Origin of the sequence: Streptomyces pseudogriseolus (assembly GCA_002154585.1) — a bacterium.
Taxonomy (GTDB): Bacteria; Actinomycetota; Actinomycetes; order Streptomycetales; family Streptomycetaceae; genus Streptomyces; species Streptomyces pseudogriseolus.
Genome location: MUNG01000219.1, coordinates 1 through 17,869 on the forward strand (window position 1 = coordinate 1; position 17,869 = coordinate 17,869).

The window sequence follows — 17,869 nt, forward strand, 5'->3', positions numbered from 1 at the left end:
CAGTACAGACGTGCGTCCGCTTCTTTGTGAGGTGCGGGAGGAGATGGGGTTGGATCCCGATCCGGTGAAGGCGTATGCGCGGTCGGGGTGGGCCGAGAAGATCGTGGGTGAGCGGGTGGGTGGGGAGCAGGCGGGGTGGGGGGCGTGAGCGGGTTGCCTGGTTTTTGTTCGTCGCGGGCTGCGGGTTCGTGGGGGCTGGTCGCGCAGTTCCCCGCGCCCCTGAGGTAGTGCGCTCATCCCCCTCTATCAAGGACTGGTTGTCATGGTTAACACCGAAGTTGACGCTCTGCTCTCCCGGGCGCATCGGCTTGGCGGCGATCCACGGAATACCAACTACGCCGGTGGGAACGCCTCCGCCAAAGGCACCGCGACCGATCCCGTCACCGGCGGTGACGTCGAGTTGATGTGGGTCAAGGGGTCCGGAGGCGATCTCGGGACCCTGACCGAGGCGGGGCTGGCCGTGTTGCGGTTGGACCGGCTGCGGGCGCTCGTCGACGTGTATCCGGGGGTGGAGCGCGAGGACGAGATGGTCGGCGCGTTCGACTACTGCCTGCACGGCAAGGGGGGTGCCGCGCCCTCGATCGACACCGCGATGCACGGGCTGGTCGACGCTGCGCACGTCGATCATCTGCATCCCGACTCGGGGATCGCGCTGGCGTGTGCGGCCGACGGGGAGAAGCTGACCGCCGAGTGTTTCGGCGACACCGTGGTGTGGGTGCCGTGGCGGCGGCCCGGGTTCCAGCTCGGGCTGGACATCGCCGCCGTCAAGGCCGCGAATCCGCGGGCGATCGGGTGTGTGCTCGGGGGGCACGGGATCACCGCGTGGGGTGACACCTCCGTGGAGTGCGAGCGGAACTCGCTGCGCATCATCCGGACCGCCGAGCGGTTCCTCGCCGAGCGGGGCCGGCCCGAGCCGTTCGGGCCGGTGGTCGAAGGGTACGAGGCGCTGCCCGAGGCGGAGCGGCGGGAGCGGGCGGCGGCTCTCGCGCCGTACGTGCGGGCGATCGCCTCGCAGGACCGGCCGCAGGTGGGGCACTTCGACGACTCCGACGCCGTACTGGACTTCCTCGCGCGGGCCGAGCACCCTCGGCTGGCCGCGCTGGGGACGTCGTGTCCTGACCACTTCCTGCGCACCAAGGTGCGGCCGCTCGTGCTGGATCTGCCGCCGTCCGCGCCGCTCGACGAGGCGGTGACCCGGCTGGAGGAGCTGCACGCCGTCTACCGCGAGGAGTACGCCGCCTACTACGAGCGGCACGCCGAACCGGACTCCCCCGCGATGCGTGGGGCGGACCCGGCGATCGTGCTGGTGCCGGGCGTGGGCATGTTCAGCTTCGGCAAGGACAAGCAGACGGCGCGGGTGGCCGGGGAGTTCTACCTGAACGCCATCAACGTGATGCGCGGGGCGGAGGCGGTGTCCGCGTACGCGCCGATCGAGGAGTCGGAGAAGTTCCGGATCGAGTACTGGGCGCTGGAGGAGGCCAAGCTGCGGCGGATGCCGCCGCCGAAGCCGCTGGCGACCCGGGTGGCGCTGGTGACCGGGGCGGGCAGCGGGATCGGGAAGGCCATCGCGCGGCGGCTGGCCGCCGAGGGCGCGTGTGTCGTCGTGGCAGACGTGAACGGGGAGAACGCGGCCTCGGTCGCGGAGGAGCTGGGCGGTCCCGACACGGCGGTCGCGGTGACCGTGGACGTGACGGACGAGGAGCAGATCGCCGCCGCGTTCCGGTCGGCGGTGCTCGCGTTCGGCGGGGTGGACCTGGTGGTGAACAACGCCGGGATCTCCCTGTCCAAGCCGCTGCTGGAGACGACGGCCGAGGACTGGGACGTCCAGCACGCCGTGATGGCCCGCGGTTCCTTCCTGGTGTCGCGGGAGGCGGCGCGGCTGATGACCGCGCAGCGGCTGGGCGGCGACATCGTGTACATCGCCAGCAAGAACGCGGTGTTCGCCGGTCCGAACAACATCGCGTACTCGGCGACCAAGGCCGACCAGGCGCACCAGGTGCGGCTGCTGGCGGCGGAGCTGGGCGAGCACGGAATCCGGGTCAACGGCGTCAACCCGGACGGTGTGGTGCGCGGTTCGGGGATCTTCGCGGGCGGCTGGGGTGCTCGGAGGGCCGCCGTGTACGGGGTGCCGGAGGAGAAGCTGGGCGAGTTCTACGCGCAGCGGACGCTGCTGAAGCGGGAGGTGCTGCCGGAGCATGTGGCGAACGCCGTGTTCGCGCTGACCGGCGGCGACCTCACCCACACCACGGGGCTGCACGTCCCGGTCGACGCCGGCGTCGCCGCCGCCTTCCTGCGGTGAGCGGCGGCGCGGGGGCGTACGCGGCGGTCGACCTCGGCGCGTCCAGCGGGCGCGTCATGGTCGGCCGGGTGGGCCCCGGCACCCTGGAGCTGACGCAGGCACACAGGTTCCCGAACCGTCCGGTGCGGGTGCCGGAAGGGCTGCGCTGGGACGTGCTGGGGCTGTACGCCGGGGTGCTGGACGGGTTGCGCGCGGCCGGCGCCGTGGACTCGGTCGGCATCGACAGCTGGGCCGTCGACTTCGGGCTGCTGGACGCCGACGGGGCGCTGCTCGGCAACCCGGTGCACTACCGCGACGGCCGGACCGGCACGGTCGCCGGGAAGGTGTGGGCGACCGTGCCGGCCGGGGAGCTGTACGCGGCGACCGGGCTGCAGTACGCGCCGTTCAACACGCTGTACCAGCTCGTCGCGGCCCGGGACACACGGCAGTTCGGGCAGGCGGAGCGGCTGCTGCTGATGCCGGACCTGATCGCGTACTGGCTGACCGGGGAGCAGGGCACCGAGCTGACCAACGCCTCCACCACGCAGCTGATCGACCCGCGCACCCGCACCTGGGCGCACGGGATCGCGCAGCGGCTGGGGATCGACCTGGGGCTGTTCGCACCGCTGCGGCTGCCGGGCGACCCGGCGGGGGTGCTGCGGCCCGGGGTGCTGGAGGAGACCGGGCTGACCGGCCCGGTGCCGGTGACGGCGGTCGCCTCGCACGACACGGCGTCCGCGGTGGCCGCCGTGCCGGCGGACGGCGAGCGGTTCGCGTACATCTGCACCGGCACCTGGTCGCTGGCCGGGCTGGAGCTGGACGCGCCCGTGCTGACCGAGGAGAGCCGGACCGCCAACTTCACCAACGAGCTGGGGCTCGACGGCACGGTCCGGTATCTGCGGAACATCATGGGCCTGTGGCTGCTCCAGGAGTGTCTGCGCGCCTGGGGCGATCCGGATCTGGGCGCGCTGCTGCGTGAGGCGGCCGGGGTGCCGGCGCTGCGGTCGGTGGTGGACGCGGGCGACACCGCGTTCCTCGCGCCGGGGCGCATGCCGGAGCGGATCGCCGAGGCGTGCCGGGGCTCGGGGCAGCCGGTGCCGGACTCCCCCGCCGCGACCGTGCGCTGCGTCCTCGACTCGCTCGCCCTCGCCCACCGCGCGGCGGTGGAGGACGCGCAGCGGCTCGCCGGCCGGGCGGTGGACGTGGTGCACGTCGTGGGCGGCGGCGCGCACAACGCGCTGCTGTGCCGGCTCACCGCCGACGCGTGCGGGCTGCCGGTGGTGGCCGGGCCGGCCGAGGCGGCGGCGCTCGGCAACACACTGGTGCAGGCCCGCGCCCAGGGGCGGGTCGGCGGCCTGGCCGGCATGCGGCGGCTGGTGGCCGCCACCCAGCCGCTCACCCGGTACGAGCCGCGCGGCGACACCCGGCGGTGGGCGGCGGCTCTCGCCCGGCTCGCCGAGCGATGAGCGGGTCTCCCCCGACGCCCCGGCCCGCACTACCCTGCCCCACACGTGATGATCGACCGGACGAGGAGCCACGATGCGTGTCGCCCTGTTCCTGACCTGCGTCAACGACACGCTCTATCCGGACACCGGCCGTGCCGTGGTGAAGCTGCTCACCCGGCTGGGTGTCGACGTCGACTTCCCCGCGGCGCAGACCTGCTGCGGCCAGGCCCACTACAACACCGGGTACCGGCACGAGGCGGAGCCGCTGGCCCGTCACTTCGCGGACGTCTTCGGCGGCTACGACGCGGTCGTGACGCCGTCCGGGTCATGCGGGGCGATGGTGCGGGAGCTGTACCCGCGCATGGGTGAGCGGGCCCGGTCGGAGGGGCGCGGGGACGGCCTCGCGGCGGTGCTGGCGCCGGTGGTGCCGAAGACGTACGAGCTCACCGAGTTCCTGGTGGACGTGCTGGAGGTGACGGACGTCGGGGCGTACTACCCGCACCGGGTGACGTACCACCCGACCTGTCACGGGCTGCGGTCGCTGGGGCTGGGCGAGCGGCCGCTGCGGCTGCTGCGTGCGGTGAAGGAGCTGGAGCTGGTGGAGCTGCCCGGCGCTGACGAGTGCTGCGGGTTCGGCGGCACGTTCGCGCTGAAGAACGCCGACGTGTCCGCGGCGATGGGCGCGGACAAGGTGCGCAACGCGGAGTCGACGGGCGCGGAGGTGCTGTGCGCGGCGGACAACTCCTGTCTGATGCACATCGGCGGCACGATGTCACGGCTGCGGACCGGCATGCGGCCGGTGCACATCGCGGAGATCCTTGCGAGCACGGAGGAGGACCCGGCCGTATGAGCGGAACGTTCGTCGGCATGCCGGCTTTCCCGGCGGCGGCCCGGGCGGCCGTGCGCGACACCACCCTGCGCGGCAATCTGCGGCACGCCACGCACACCATCCGCGCCAAGCGGGCACGGGCGGTGGCGGAGCTGGACGACTGGGAGCGGCTGCGCCAGGCCGGGAAGCGGATCAAGGACCACACGCTGCGCCATCTCGACCGCTACCTGGAGCAGTTGGAGGAGTCGGTGACGGCGGCGGGCGGTGTCGTCCACTGGGCCGCCGACGCCGACGAGGCGAACCGGATCGTCGCGGAGCTGGTGCGGGCGACCGGTGAGACGGAGGTCGTCAAGGTCAAGTCGATGGCCACGCAGGAGATCGCCCTCAACGAGGCGCTCGAAGCACAGGGCATCCACGCCTACGAGACCGATCTCGCCGAGCTGATCGTGCAGTTGGGCAAGGACCGGCCCTCGCACATCCTGGTCCCGGCGATCCACCGCAACCGCGGGGAGATCCGCGACATCTTCACTCGCGAGATGGGCGCGTGGGGCCGCCCCGCGCCCGAGGGCCTGCCGGACACGCCCGCCGACCTGGCGGATGCGGCGCGGCTGCATCTGCGGGAGAAGTTCCTGCGCGCGAAGGTCGGCGTCTCCGGCGCCAACTTCATGGTCGCCGAGACCGGCACGCTGGTCGTGGTGGAGTCCGAGGGCAACGGGCGGATGTGCCTGACCCTGCCGGAGACGCTGATCTCGGTGGTGGGCATCGAGAAGATCGTGCCGACCTGGCAGGACCTGGAGGTGTTCCTGCAGACCCTCCCCCGCTCCTCGACCGCCGAGCGGATGAACCCGTACACGTCGATGTGGACCGGCACCACGGACGGGGACGGGCCGCGCGTCTTCCACCTGGTGCTGCTGGACAACGGCCGCACCGACACCCTCGCCGACGAGGTGGGCCGGCAGGCGCTGCGCTGCATCCGCTGCTCCGCCTGTCTGAACGTCTGCCCGGTGTACGAGCGGGCCGGCGGGCACGCGTACGGGTCGGTGTACCCCGGCCCGATCGGCGCCATCCTCAGCCCCCAACTGCGGGGCACGGGAAGCGAGATCGACGCGTCGCTGCCGTACGCCTCGTCGCTGTGCGGGGCCTGCTACGAGGTGTGTCCGGTCGCCATCGACATCCCCGAGGTGCTGGTGCATCTGCGGGAGCGGGTGGTGGAGGGCGGCGAGGCCGTCCGCGAGGGCAGCAAGGTGCGGCTGCGGCCGGCGAAGGGGCACGCCGCCGAGCGGGCGGCGATGCGCGCGGCCCGCTGGGCGCTGAGCCGGCCCGGCGCCCTGCGCGCCGGGCAGCGGCTCGCCTCGCGCACCCGCCGGCTGCATCCGCGCACGCTGCCGGGGCCCGGCAGGGCGTGGAGCGGGACCCGGGACCTGCCGCCGGTGCCGGCGGAGCCGTTCCGGGACTGGTGGCAGCGGACGCGCGGCGGGAAGGACGGTGCGAAGTGAGCGGCAGGGAAAGGATCCTGGGGCGGGTGCGGCGGGCGCTGGCGGACGTGCCGCCCGGTGAGGACACGCCGGTCGTGCGGGACTATCTGCGCGAGCACGGGGAGCGGACCGTCGAGGAGACGGTGGAGCTGCTGGCGGAGAACCTGGCGGACTACCGGGCGGTCGTGCACCGCACGGACGCCGGCTCGCTGCCGGGTGTCGTCGCGGGACTGCTGGCGGCGCGGGGCGCGTCGACCGTGCTCGTGCCGCCCGGACTGGACGAGGGCTGGCTCGCGGCGGCCGAGATGACCCGGGTGCCGGACGAGGCGGGAAGCACCCCGCACGAGCTGGACGCGGTGGACAGCGTCGTCACCGCCTGCGCGATCGCCGTCGCCGAGACCGGCACCATCGTCCTTGACGGCTCCCCCGACCAGGGCCGGCGCCGGATCAGCCTGATCCCCGACCATCACATCTGCGTGGTGCGCGTCCCGGACCAGGTGGTGGCGTCCGTCCCGCAGGCCCTCGAACGCCTGGACCCGGCACGCCCGTTGACGTGGATCTCCGGCCCCTCCGCGACCAGCGACATCGAGCTGGACCGGGTCGAGGGCGTGCACGGGCCGCGCACCCTGGAGGTCGTCCTGGTCCGGTGAACCCCACCCCGGGGGGTGTCGCTGCGTACACCCCGGGGACGGGCGCTGCGCCCCGTGTGCGGCGCTGTTCTCCTCCGTAGCGTCGTGAGCAGGGCACAGGGCGTGCCGGACGGAGGAGATGACGATGGTGCGCAACAGGGCGCGGCACGACCCGCGCACGGAACCGGCCGCCGAGGCGCTGCGCCTGGTCAAGGTGACCAAGTCGTACGGCGCGGCGGAGAACGCCGTGACCGCGCTCGACGGGGTGACGCTGGGGCTGGCGCGGGGCACGTTCACGGCGGTGATGGGGCCGTCCGGTTCGGGCAAGTCGACGCTGCTGCAGTGCGCGGCGGGCCTGGAACGGCCGGACGCGGGGATCGTACGGGTCGACGGGACGGAGCTGACGGGCGCCGGGGAGACGGACCTGACGAAGTTCCGGCGCGGGCGGGTCGGGTTCGTGTTCCAGCAGTACAACCTGCTGGAGACGCTGACGGTGGCGCAGAACACGGTGCTGCCGCTGAAGCTGGCGGGCCGGCGGGTGGACCGGCGGCGGGCGACGGAGATCCTCACCGCCGTGGGTCTCGGCGACCGGCTCGGGCACCGGCCCGACCAGCTGTCGGGCGGTCAGCGGCAGCGGGTGGCGATCGCGCGGGCGCTGGTCGCGGAGCCGCGAGTGATCTTCGCGGACGAGCCGACGGGGGCGCTGGACACGCGCAGTGCGCGGGACGTGCTGGCGCTGCTGCGGGAGGCGGTGCGGGCGCACGGGCGGACCGTGGTGATGGTGACGCACGACCCGGTCGCCGCGTCCTGGGCGGACAGTGTGCTGTTCCTGGCGGACGGCAGGCTGGCCGGGCGGATGGACGCGCCGACCGCGGACACGGTGGCGGAGCGGCTGGCGCACCTGGGCGACGACGCTCCTGTGGGGGTGTGAGCGATGCTCGTACTGGCTCTGCGGTCGGTCCGGCAGCGGCCCGGACGGTTCCTCGCGACGCTGCTGTCCGCGTTCCTGGGCGCGGCGATCGTCATGGCGTTCAACTCGCTGCACGACACCGCCGGCGCGCCGGGTGTCGACGCGGTCAGCTCCGAGACGTTGCGGACGGCGGCCGGGGTGGTCGGCGGGTACGGCACGCTGCTGGTGTTCTTCGCCGTCGCGTCCGCGCTGACGGTGAACGTGCGGCAGCGGGCGGCCGAGCTGGAGCTGCTGCGCTGCTCGGGGGCGACGCCCGGGCAGCTGAAGCGGATGGTGGTGGGCGAGGCCGTGGCCGTGGCCCTGGTGGGCACGGCGGCGGCGGTGCTGCCGGCGGTGCTGGGCGGGCGGCTGCTGGTGGAACTGTTCCAGGACACGGGGCAGGTCGCCCGGTCCGTGGACCACTCCTTCGGAGCGGTGGCGCTGTCGTCCGGAGTCGGCGTCACCCTGGTCGCGTCGGCGGGCGCGGCGCTGCTCGCGGTGCGCCGCGTCACGCGGGGGCGGCGCACGGTGCGGCGGCGGCCGGTGTTCGCCTGGGCGGCGCTGGCCGCCGGCGCGGTGGCGGCGTCCTCCACGTTCGCCTTCTCCGCGACGGACGAGATGCTGATGGCGTTTCCCGCGCAGGGCGCGATCCTGCTGTCGGTGGGGTTCGCGCTGATGGCGCCGAAGCTGCTGACGGGCGTGCTGGGCCGGCTGGCGCTCGGCGGGGCGAGCGGCTGGCTCGCGGTGCGGAACCTGCGGCGTCGGGCGGGTGAGCTGTCCGGCATCTTGATGGCGTTGATCCTGTTCACCGCGGTGTCCACGGCCACGCTCACCATGCAGGCGGTGGAGAGCGACGAGGTCGCGGCGTCGGGGACGGTGAAGTCCGTCGCCGCGAAGAATCTCGAGACGCTCAACTACACCGTCGTCGGGATCATTGTGGTGTTCGTCTGCGTGATGCTGGTCAACTCCCTGTACGCGGCGACCACGTACCGGGGCCGGGAGTTCGGGCAGCAGCGTCTCGCCGGGGCGACGCCCGGGCAGGTGCTGGGCGTGGTGGGCGTCGAAGGGCTGGTCCTCACGGTCGTCGGGCTGCTGTTCGGCACGGCGGCGGCGCTGGCCGGGATCGTGCCGTTCACCGTGGTCCGCAGCGACGCGGTGCTGCCGGGGCAGCTCGTGGGCGTCTGGGTGGCCGTGGCCGCGGTGGGCGCGGCGGCGACCGTCGGGACGAGCCTGTTCACGGCGCGGCGGGTGCTGCGCACCCCGGCGGTGCGGGCGGTGGGCGCGACCGCGTGACACGGTGATGAGCAAGCGCTTGGATAGGTGTCCGGGCATCACGGGATGCCCGGACACCGTCGTTCCCGCGCCCAGCCGGAGGCCGCAGTTGTTCACTTCCGTCGACGACGTCTCCGCACGCCTCGCGGAGACCGGGTATCTGGCGTCGCCCGCGGTCGCCACCACCGTCTTCCTCGCCGCCCGGCTCGGCAAGCCGCTGCTGGTGGAGGGCCCCGCCGGGGTGGGCAAGACGGAGCTGGCCAACGCGGTCGCCCGCGCCTGTGACGCCCGGCTGGTACGGCTCCAGTGCTACGAGGGCGTGGACGAGTCGCGCGCGCTGTACGAGTGGAACCACGCCAAGCAGCTGCTGCGGATCAGCGCGGGCCGGGGCGAGACCTGGGACGAGGCCCGCACGGACATCTTCGGTGAGGAATTTCTCCTCCCCCGTCCGCTGCTCACCGCGATCCGCGGCGACGACCCCAAGGTGCTGCTGATCGACGAGACCGACAAGGCGGACGTCGAGATCGAGGGGCTGCTGCTGGAGGTGCTCGGCGACTTCCAGGTGACGGTGCCCGAACTGGGCACGGTGACGGCGACCCGCCGGCCGTTCACCGTCCTCACCTCCAACGCCACCCGGGAGCTGTCCGAGGCGCTGCGCCGCCGCTGCCTGTTCCTGCACATCGGGTTCCCGGACGCGGAACTGGAACGGCGGATCGTCCGGCTGAAGGCGCCGGGCGTGGACGCGGCGCTGGCCGAGTCCGTGGTGCGGGTGGTGGGGGCACTGCGCGCGATGGACCTGCGCAAGGCGCCGTCGGTGGCCGAGACCGTCGACTGGGCGCGCACCCTGCTGGCGCTCGGCGCGAGCACGCTCGACGAGACCGTCGTACGGGACAGTCTGGGCGTGGTCCTCAAGCACCAGGACGACATCCAGAAGGCGGCGGCCAAGCTCGACCTGGACGCGCTGTGACCGCCGCCCCGGACCCGGACCCCGCCGACCCCGACCTCGCCGGCACGGACCTGGTGACCCGGCTGACCGGCCTGGTCGACGCGCTGCGCGCGCACGGCCTGCGGATCGGCACAGGGGAGACCGTGGACGCGGCGCGCGCGGTGGAGGTGCTGGGCCTCGCCGACCGGGACCTGCTCCGGGAGGGCCTGGCGGCGACCCTGCTGCACGGGGCCGGCGGGCGCCCGGTGTTCGACGCGGTCTTCGACCTGTACTTCCCGCGCGGGGTGGGCGTGCCGGAGGGCGGCGCCGACGCGGACCGGGAGGCGCTGCGCGCCCGGCTGGCCGAGGCGCTGGCCGCGAACGACACGGCGGCGCTGGCCCGGCTGGCGGTCGAGGCGGTCGACGGCTTCGGCGGGTACGGGGGTTCGCCCGGCTCGGACGGCTGGTCCGCGTACCAGGCGCTGGACCGGCTGCGCCCGCAGACGCTACTGGCGCGGGTCCGGGACGAGGTGCGCGGACGGGACGGGTCCGGGAGCTTCGCCGACCGGCTCCTGGAGGACGAGATCCGGCGGCGTATTGAGGAGTTCCGGCGGCTGGTCACCGTGGAGGCACGCCGCCGGGCCGCGGAGCGGCGGGGCCGCGACGAGATCGCCCGCCGCGCGCTCGCCCCGACCGCCGACCGGGTCGACTTCCTGCTCGCCGGCAAGGACCGGCTGGCCGAGATGCGCCGGACGGTCCGGCCGCTCGCCCGGAAACTGGCGACGCGGCTCGCCGCACGCCGCCGCAGGGCCGCGCGCGGCACCGTCGACCTGCGCCGGACGCTGCGCGGCTCGCTGTCCACGGGCGGGGTGCCGGTGAAGCCCGTGCTGCGCCGCCGCCGGCCCGCCCGGCCCGAACTGGTGCTGCTGTGCGACGTGTCGGGCTCGGTGGCCGGGTTCTCCGACTTCACGATGCTGCTGGTGCAGGCGCTGCACGACCAGTTCTCCAAGGTGCGGGTGTTCGCCTTCGTCAACCGGATCGACGAGGTGACCGGCCTGCTGGTGCACGGCGCCGCCGACCCGGAGGGTCTGGGCGCCCGCATCCGCGCGGAGGCCCGCCTCACCGCCTGGCACGACAGCAGCGACTACGGCGCCGCGCTCGGCGAGTTCACCGACCGGTACGCCGACGCGGTCGGCCCGCGCACCACGGTGTTCGTCCTCGGCGACGCCCGCACCAACATGGCCGACCCCCACCTCCCCGCCGTCCGCGACCTCATCCGCCGCGCCCGCCGCGTCCACTGGCTCAACCCCGAACCCCGCACCCTCTGGGGCACGGGCGACTCCGCCGCCCCGGCGTACGCGGAGCTGGTCGACATGCGCGAGTGCAGGAACGTACGTCAACTGGACGCACTGGTCGGGCGGTTGCTGCCGGTGTGAGGGGCGGGGGCGCGCGGTGGCGGTCAGGCCGGGGCGTGCCTGGCCACGTGGACGGCGAAGGGCTCGATGCCCACCTCGGCGCGGAGCTCGTCCATGCGCGCGGGGTCCTCGCAGGGCCACGGGACGGGTGAGCCGTCCTGCACGCCGGCGATCTGGGTGCCGTAGATCTGCTTCCGGCCCTCGTTGACGAGGGTGCGGTCGCGCAGGAAGGCCAGGTCGCGCGGGCTCGCGAGACCCGCATCGACCGCCTGCCCCAGCAGGCGCAGGGCGCGTCGCTGGACGTCGAGTTGACGGTCGGCGTGCTGGGCGATCAGCCTCGCGGCGCGTGCGGCCTCCTCCCCGACCTGGTCCGCCGTGGGCCAGCCGTGCTCGTCCATGATCGCGCCGAGACGGTCGCCGTGGCGTGCGGTGAGGCGGCGCCAGGCCAACCGCTCGGCGGGGTCGTCGCTGTATCCCTTGGCCGCGAGGCGGTGGTCCGCCGCCGCCATGTCCTCGAGTTCCGCCGCGAGCGCGGCACGGTCGAGCGCCACTCTCCACTCCCCTGTGCGTGTGCTGTTCCGGTCACCCGCAACTGTAGGGCGCATACCGGACGTAAAGATCATTCCGTGGAACGGTGACAGGGGCCGTGGTGGGCGGCGATAATGGATCTACTCCTGAAGCCCCGCCGGCGTCGGCGTCCAGCGTTGGGCGTTGGTCGCGTTGCAGTCGTGGATCTGGAGCTGCGTGCGGTCCGCGGTGGAGGCGGCCGGGTCGTCCAGGCAGCGGCCCGACTGGGGGTTGATCAAGGACGAGTCCGGGCCGGGGATCCAGCGTTGGGCGCCGGTGCCGTTGCACTGCCAGAGCTGGACCTTGGCGCCGTTGGCGGTTCCGCCGCCGCTGACGTCGAGGCAGCGGCCCAGGGCGCGCAGGGTGCCGCCCTCGCCGGGGACGTAGGTCCAGCGCTGGGCCGCCGTGCCGTTGCAGGTGTAGAGCTGGACGGGCGTGCCGTCGGCGGAGACGGCGTCGCGGACGTCGACGCACTTGCCCGGGATGCCCGAGCGGAAGGCGGCCGTGCGGGTCACGCCGCCGGACGCCAGCGCCGACCGCACGAGGCCGGCCGCCGCCCGCATGCCCGCCTCGTTGGGGTGGTAGGTCGACCGGCCCTGCGCCGGGCGGTACGACTCCACCCAGGGGTCCGCCGAGCACGCGTCGTGGCCGCGGCTCGCGCCCGCCAGGTCGACCAGGGTGGCGCCCGTCGCGGTGGCCGCGTCGGCGGTGGCGGCGGCCAGGCGCGCGGCGATGCTCCGTTCGTACGCCGCCTGCTCGTCGGTCAGCGGCGCGACGGCACATGTGCCGGAGTCCGGCAGCAGGGTGAAGTAGGTGACCAGGTGGACGCGCGCCTGGGGCGCCACGGCGTGGACCGCGCGCACGATGTCCGCGATACGGCCCGGGAGTTCGGGGAAGGTGCGCTCGATCGCGTCGCGGTCCACCGCCGGGCAGCCGGATCCGCCGCTCGCCTGGCAGGAGTAGGCGTTGATGCTGCCGAGGTAGTTGACGTCGTTGCCGCCGATCGTGATCGTGACGAGGCGCGTGTCCGGGGTCACGGCCTGGATCTGCGGCGGGCGGGTGCCCTGCGGGTCCCTCAGCACGTGCGCGGTCGTGGCGCCGCTGCACGACACGTCGGTCCGGTCGGCGCCGATCTCACGGGCCACGATGCTCGGGTAGTTGACATCCGACCGGCCACAGGCGGAAGCGCCGTCGCTCGACTGGAGGGGCGGGATGCCGGGGCCCGCGGCGAACGAACTACCCATCGCCACGTAGTCCGTGCCCGCGTCGGCCGCCACGGAGTGCGGCTGCGCGGAGGCCGGCCCGGCCGGGACGGCGACGACCGCGGCCCAGGCCGCCACCAGGGCGCACACCGCCCTCGCCCATCTCCCGATCCGGCTCCCGGTCCGTCTTCCGGCCTGTGAACGGCGTGGCGCGCGCGAACCCGGCATCGGCATCCTCCACGAGAGCGCAGTGACCGTCACACAACGTTGTAAACGGACCTTAGACGCGTCCGGGGGCGGCGCCAAGACCGCGTGCACGCCGAGTCGGGGAGGATGAGGGCATGGCCGATTCCTCAGCGCAGATCAACGCCCTCATCGTCGACGCGACGGACCCCGAGCGGCTCGCCGCGTTCTGGTCGGAGGTGCTCGGCAGGCCGGTGGTGGGCCGCACGGGCCCCTACGTGTGGCTGCGCAGGGAGAACGGCCTGGGGCTGGGCTTCCAGCGCACCGACGCGCCGGCATCCGGCTCCGGCTCCGGCTCCGGCAAGAACCGCGTGCACATCGACATCGCCGCCGCCGACCCCGCCGCCGAGCAGCGCCGGATCGAGGGGCTCGGCGGGCGGCGGCTGGAGGGGTACGAGGACGGCGGGTTTTTGGTGATGGCGGACCCCGAGGGGAACGAGTTCTGTGTCATCCCCGCGGGGCCCTTCGAGCTCGACGACGAGGGACGCGCGCACTACCTGGACCGACCGGCGGACCGGTAGTTCCCGGAGGCCGGCTCAGTCCGCCTTCGCGTAGTCCTTGGCCATGGCGCCCGCGAAGTCGTACACCACCACCTGCTCGTCACCGACGACCCACGCGTCGTGGCCGGGCGGGCACACGAAGACGTCGCCGGGTCCGACCTCGCTCTCCGCGCCGTCGTCCATGCGGATGTGCATACGGCCCTGGAGCACGTAGCCGTTGTGGTGGATGGCGCACGATGCCGTGCCGGCGATCGGGCCGACCGACTCGGACCACCGCCATCCCGGCTCGAACGTGGCGACCGCGAAGTCCAGTCCCGTCAGATGGACGGCTTCGAGGTGGCCCCTCGGAAAGTCGCGTCGCTCATCGGGCTTGTCCAGCGTCTTCACCTCGAGCATGGCCCTGCTCCCTTCCGGTGCCCGGCCCGGTGCCGCACGGGCCGGGCCGGGCCCCTGCTCCTTCATCGTCCGCCCGTCCACCTGTGGGCGCCATTCGGGTGAAGGCCCCCGGCCGTCGTCCGCCTCAGTCACCGGGGGCGCAGAGCCGGGCGAAGCGCTCGGCGTCGATGTTGCCGCCGGAGAGGATCAGGCCGACGCGGGGCGGCAGCGGGCCGGCGCGGCCGGTGAGCAGCGCGGCCAGCGGGGTGGCCCCGCTGGGTTCGAGGACGATCTTCAGACGCTCGAAGGCGAACCGCATCGCGTCCTTGATCTCGTCGTCCCCGACCAGCACGATCCCGTCCAGGAGCCGCCGGTTGAGGGAGAAGGTCAGCTCGCCCGGGGTGTGCAGCGCCTGGCCGTCGGCGATGGTGCGCGGAACCGGGATGCTGACGCGCCGGCCGGTCTCCAGTGACCGCTTGGTGTCGTCGCCGGCCTCCGGCTCGACCCCGATCACCCGCGTCGCGGGGTGCAGTCCCTTCACGGCGGTGGCGCTGCCGGCGATCAGCCCGCCGCCGCCCACCGGCGTGAGCAGGACGTCCAGCTCTCCCGTGTCCTCGACGAGTTCGAGTGCGGCGGTGCCCTGTCCGGCGATGACGTGCGGGTGCTCGTAGGGCGGGACGAGGGTCAGGCCCCGCTCGGCGGCGAGGGCCTCCGCGACGGCGACCCGGTCGCCGCTGTAGCGGTCGTACGTGACGATCTCGGCGCCGTACCCCTCGGTGGCCGCGCGCTTCGACGGCGGGGCGTCCTCGGGCATGACGATGACGGCGGTGGTGCCGAGCTCCCGGGCGGCGAGGGCGACGGCCTGGGCGTGGTTGCCGGAGGAGTAGGCGGCGATGCCCCGGGACAGCTGGTCGGGGGTGAGCCGGGAGGCCGCGTTGTAGGCGCCGCGGAACTTGAAGGCGCCCACGCGCTGGAAGTTCTCGCACTTGAGGTGGACGTCGGCGCCGACGAGCGCGTCCAGGGTGCGGGAGCGCAGCACGGGCGTGCGGTGGGCGACGCCCTTGAGGCGTGCGGCGGCGGAGCGGACGTCGTCGAGGGTGACCGGCGGGGTGGTGGTCGTCACGGGGTGCCTCCGGCGGGGGTCGGGTCGGTCGTCGTCCGGGACTGGGAGAGATAGCTGTACGCGGAGGCGCGGGAGATGCCGAGCCGGCCGGCGACCTGCTCGACCGCGCGCCGTACGGCGAAGACACCCCGGGCGTCCAGGTCCCGGAACAGCCGCAGCCGCTCCTCGCGGTCCAGCTGCGCCCAGCCCCGGTGCCGCAGCTGCTGGTGGTCGTCGACGATGGCCTCGACCACGGAGTCGATGTCGTTGCCGAAGGGGGTCGTCGGCGGTTCGGCCGGGCCGCCGGCGAGACCGGCGAGCGCGCCGAGCAGGGTGTGCGCCTGACTCACGGCGGTGACGTCGACGTTGACGCACAGGGCGCCGAACACCGCTCCCGTGGAGTCCCGCAGCAGCATCGTGGAGGACTTCACGAGAGTGCCGGTCCCGGTCCGGGTGAGGTAGTTCAGCTCGTCGGCTGCCTTGTCGCCGCGGGCGAGCATCCGCATGCCGATCTCGCTCATCGCCCCGCCGGCCGTCCGCCCGGTCACGGAGCCGGCCACGGCGACCACGGATGCCTCCGGGCGCCGGTAGTCGTGCAGCACCACCTCGCAGACCGGACCGAACGTCGCGGCGATCCCGTCGACGACCGGCGTCAGCGCGGCGAGGATCGCCTCCCGTTCGGCTTCTTGGTCCTGTGCGGCCGCCATGAGCCCACCTCCTGCCGGAGTCACGTCCCGCGTCAGACTACATGTCCAGAAGCTGGACTGTCAGTCCAAACGGGTGGTTGGCGCCGCGGTGTTCGCCTCCTCGGCCTCGGCGACGAGGGCGGTGAGAGTCGTCCGCACGCGGGCCACGCAGGAGCGGACCGTACCGACCGGGCAGTCACCAAGGGCCGCCGCCTCGGCCGCGGCCACCTGACCGGCCGGTGCGTGTGCGTGGAATACGGGACCGTCGGGGTCCGTTGTCGGGCTCGAAGGAGGCCAGAAGTGGACACCACGTACTACGACCACGGAACGCACGCCGAGCGCTGGGAGCGCGCGGGGATGTTCTTCGACGCCAAGGACTACGCCGCCGCCGCGCGGGTCCTGGGCAGCCTGGTCGAGGAGGTGCCGGAGCAGACCGCGCCGCGTCTGCTGCTCGCCCGCGCCTACTACCACTCGGCCCAGCTGCGCCGTGCGGAGGCCGAGCTGCGGATCATCGTGGACCGCGACCCGGTGGAGCACTACGCCCAGCTGATGCTCGGGCGCACCCTTCAGCGGCAGGGGCGGGACGCCGAGGCGCAGCCGCATCTGCGGCTCGCGGCGGCGCTGGGCGGGGAGTTCGGCGAGTCCTGAACCCCTGAGACACGCACGGTGCCCGGCTCCCCCTGAGGGGCGCCGGGCACCGTGCGTGTCAGCGCCGACGTCGACGTCAGCGGGACGCGGGGCCGTACGTCCGGCGGCCACGGCGGTGGGCGATCTCGCCGAGCACGATGTCGACGGCGAGGAAGGCCGCCAGAGGTATGCCGAGCAGGGGGACGAAGTAGCCGAGGACGGCGACCAGCGCGAGCAGCGGCACGAGGACCTGCGGGGGCACCTGCTGCCAGGCCCCGCGCGGGATCGGCCGGCCGAAGGCGGAGCCGCGGCCCCGCTGCCACCACATGCGGTACCCCCACAGGATGAGCAGGATCAGGGAGAGCGCGAGCAGCATCAGGGCGATCTGGTTGACCAGGCCGAACAGCGAGCCGGTGTGCAGATCGATGCCCCACCGGGTGAGCTTGGCCAGGACCGGGAAGTCCTCGAACCGCAGGACGTCGGTGACCTGCCCGGTGGCCGGGTCCACGGCCACTGCGTCCTGCTTCGTCGGCCAGCTCCGCTGGATCTGCTGCACGACGTACGCGGACCCCTCGTCGGCGGGCGGGACGATCTCCACCGGGTTGTCGAGGCCCTCGGCGCGCGCGGCGGCGAGGACCCGGTCCAGGCCGACGCCGTGCGCCGCGTCGCCGCCCGCTCCCCCGGCCACGCCGTGGCCCGCGTGCTCGCCGGCCGCCGCGGACACCGCCGGGGTCTCCTGGCCGAGCGCGGTGCGCAGGTCGCCGATGTGCGCGCCGGCGTACGCGGACCAGGTCAGGCCCGTGGCGGACAGGAACACGAAGCCGAGCGCGACCCACGCGCCCACCCCGCCGTGCAGACCGAGGGTGCGGCGGCGTCCGGTGGTGCCGCGGAGCTTGCGCTGCGTGCGCCGGCGCGAGAACCACAGCACGAGCCCGCCGCACGCAATGACCCACAGCCAGCTCGCCGCGAACTCGCTGTAGAGTCGCCCCGGTTCGCCGAGGTGCAGGTCGCGGTGGAACTCGTCGATCCAGGTGCGCAGCGGCAACGCGCCGGTGGAGCCGTACTGTTCGAGCTCGCCGCGCACCTTCGCGGTGTACGGGTCGACGAACACGGCGAGCGTGTGGCCCGGGTCCACCCCTGGGATGCCGGAGAGCAGCACCCTGGTGGTGGCGCCGGGCTCGGGCGAGGGGCGTACGGCGGTGATCTCGCCGTCGGGATGGGCGGCGCGGGCGGCGGCGACCTGCTCGGAGACGGGGAGTTCGCGGTCGCCGACGGGGACGGTCAGCTCGTGGTCGTAGACGATCTTCTCGGCCTGGAAGGAAGCGGCGTACAGCAGGCCGGTGAGGGCGG

Annotated in this window: 17 protein-coding genes and 2 pseudogenes; 12 read left to right on the forward strand and 7 right to left on the reverse strand. The window is 73.9% G+C overall.

What is annotated here, in order from left to right; translation table 11 throughout:
* The 10 genes and pseudogenes from CCN29_RS34975 to CCN29_RS20300 all read left to right on the forward strand — a co-directional run.
* Positions 1–148 (forward strand): annotated as a pseudogene (locus CCN29_RS34975) (L-rhamnose isomerase); the annotation flags it as partial.
* A 114-nt stretch (positions 149–262) separates the two neighbouring features.
* The gene (locus tag CCN29_RS20260) at positions 263–2,299 is read left to right on the forward strand and encodes a bifunctional aldolase/short-chain dehydrogenase (protein WP_086683568.1); all 2,037 of its coding nucleotides are present in this window, start codon (positions 263–265) and stop codon (positions 2,297–2,299) included.
* Between the two features lie 56 nt (positions 2,300–2,355).
* Positions 2,356–3,744, forward strand: a complete 1,389-nt coding sequence (locus tag CCN29_RS20265; protein WP_086683586.1) for a rhamnulokinase — start codon at positions 2,356–2,358, stop codon at positions 3,742–3,744.
* Positions 3,745–3,817: 73 nt separating this feature from the next.
* On the forward strand, positions 3,818–4,573 hold the full coding sequence (locus tag CCN29_RS20270) for a (Fe-S)-binding protein (RefSeq protein WP_006132827.1): 756 nt from the start codon (positions 3,818–3,820) through the stop codon (positions 4,571–4,573).
* Entirely contained in the window at positions 4,570–6,048 is a 1,479-nt protein-coding gene (locus CCN29_RS20275; protein ID WP_086683571.1) for a LutB/LldF family L-lactate oxidation iron-sulfur protein, read from the forward strand. The genes CCN29_RS20270 and CCN29_RS20275 overlap by 4 nt, the downstream gene beginning before the upstream one ends.
* Complete coding sequence (locus CCN29_RS20280; protein WP_031063132.1) at positions 6,045–6,677, forward strand: LutC/YkgG family protein; 633 nt, start codon at positions 6,045–6,047, stop codon at positions 6,675–6,677. Before CCN29_RS20275 ends, CCN29_RS20280 begins: the two co-directional genes overlap by 4 nt.
* A gap of 118 nt (positions 6,678–6,795) precedes the next feature.
* Positions 6,796–7,587, forward strand: coding sequence for an ABC transporter ATP-binding protein (locus tag CCN29_RS20285; protein WP_037817268.1), 792 nt, complete (start codon positions 6,796–6,798; stop codon positions 7,585–7,587).
* A 3-nt stretch (positions 7,588–7,590) separates the two neighbouring features.
* Positions 7,591–8,898, forward strand: a complete 1,308-nt coding sequence (locus tag CCN29_RS20290; protein WP_006136166.1) for an FtsX-like permease family protein — start codon at positions 7,591–7,593, stop codon at positions 8,896–8,898.
* A gap of 88 nt (positions 8,899–8,986) precedes the next feature.
* The gene (locus CCN29_RS20295) at positions 8,987–9,844 is read left to right on the forward strand and encodes an AAA family ATPase (RefSeq protein WP_006136165.1); all 858 of its coding nucleotides are present in this window, start codon (positions 8,987–8,989) and stop codon (positions 9,842–9,844) included.
* 50 nt (positions 9,845–9,894) lie between these two features.
* Positions 9,895–11,238, forward strand: coding sequence for a vWA domain-containing protein (locus CCN29_RS20300; RefSeq protein ID WP_086683590.1), 1,344 nt, complete (start codon positions 9,895–9,897; stop codon positions 11,236–11,238).
* Positions 11,239–11,261: 23 nt separating this feature from the next.
* On the opposite strand, the gene CCN29_RS20305 is transcribed toward CCN29_RS20300, so the two are convergent.
* Positions 11,262–11,768 carry a DUF6624 domain-containing protein gene (locus tag CCN29_RS20305; RefSeq protein ID WP_086683574.1) on the reverse strand — a complete coding sequence of 169 codons (507 nt, stop codon included), beginning with the start codon at positions 11,766–11,768 and terminating at the stop codon, positions 11,262–11,264.
* Between the two features lie 117 nt (positions 11,769–11,885).
* Positions 11,886–13,136 carry a ricin-type beta-trefoil lectin domain protein gene (locus CCN29_RS20310; RefSeq protein WP_086683577.1) on the reverse strand — a complete coding sequence of 417 codons (1,251 nt, stop codon included), beginning with the start codon at positions 13,134–13,136 and terminating at the stop codon, positions 11,886–11,888.
* A gap of 191 nt (positions 13,137–13,327) precedes the next feature.
* On the opposite strand from CCN29_RS20310, the gene CCN29_RS20315 reads away from it, so the two are divergent.
* The gene (locus CCN29_RS20315; protein WP_086683581.1) at positions 13,328–13,750 is read left to right on the forward strand and encodes a VOC family protein; all 423 of its coding nucleotides are present in this window, start codon (positions 13,328–13,330) and stop codon (positions 13,748–13,750) included.
* Between the two features lie 15 nt (positions 13,751–13,765).
* Here the strand turns inward: CCN29_RS20315 and CCN29_RS20320 are convergent, their stop codons facing one another.
* The 4 genes and pseudogenes from CCN29_RS20320 to CCN29_RS20335 form a co-directional block, all read right to left on the reverse strand.
* Complete coding sequence (locus CCN29_RS20320) at positions 13,766–14,125, reverse strand: cupin domain-containing protein (protein WP_006136155.1); 360 nt, start codon at positions 14,123–14,125, stop codon at positions 13,766–13,768.
* A gap of 124 nt (positions 14,126–14,249) precedes the next feature.
* Entirely contained in the window at positions 14,250–15,227 is a 978-nt protein-coding gene (locus CCN29_RS20325) for a pyridoxal-phosphate dependent enzyme (protein ID WP_031020692.1), read from the reverse strand.
* Positions 15,224–15,913 (reverse strand): helix-turn-helix transcriptional regulator, encoded by a 690-nt coding sequence (locus CCN29_RS20330; RefSeq protein WP_006136151.1) that lies wholly within the window; start codon positions 15,911–15,913, stop codon positions 15,224–15,226. The genes CCN29_RS20325 and CCN29_RS20330 overlap by 4 nt, the downstream gene beginning before the upstream one ends.
* 60 nt (positions 15,914–15,973) lie before the next feature.
* A pseudogene (locus CCN29_RS20335) lies at positions 15,974–16,111 on the reverse strand (RNA polymerase subunit sigma); the annotation flags it as partial.
* 81 nt (positions 16,112–16,192) lie between these two features.
* On the opposite strand from CCN29_RS20335, the gene CCN29_RS20340 reads away from it, so the two are divergent.
* The gene (locus tag CCN29_RS20340) at positions 16,193–16,540 is read left to right on the forward strand and encodes a tetratricopeptide repeat protein (protein WP_006136147.1); all 348 of its coding nucleotides are present in this window, start codon (positions 16,193–16,195) and stop codon (positions 16,538–16,540) included.
* A gap of 76 nt (positions 16,541–16,616) precedes the next feature.
* Here CCN29_RS20340 and CCN29_RS20345 read toward each other — a convergent pair.
* Positions 16,617–17,869 (reverse strand): PepSY-associated TM helix domain-containing protein (locus tag CCN29_RS20345; RefSeq protein ID WP_086683583.1); only part of this gene is annotated, 1,253 nt, incomplete at its 5' end.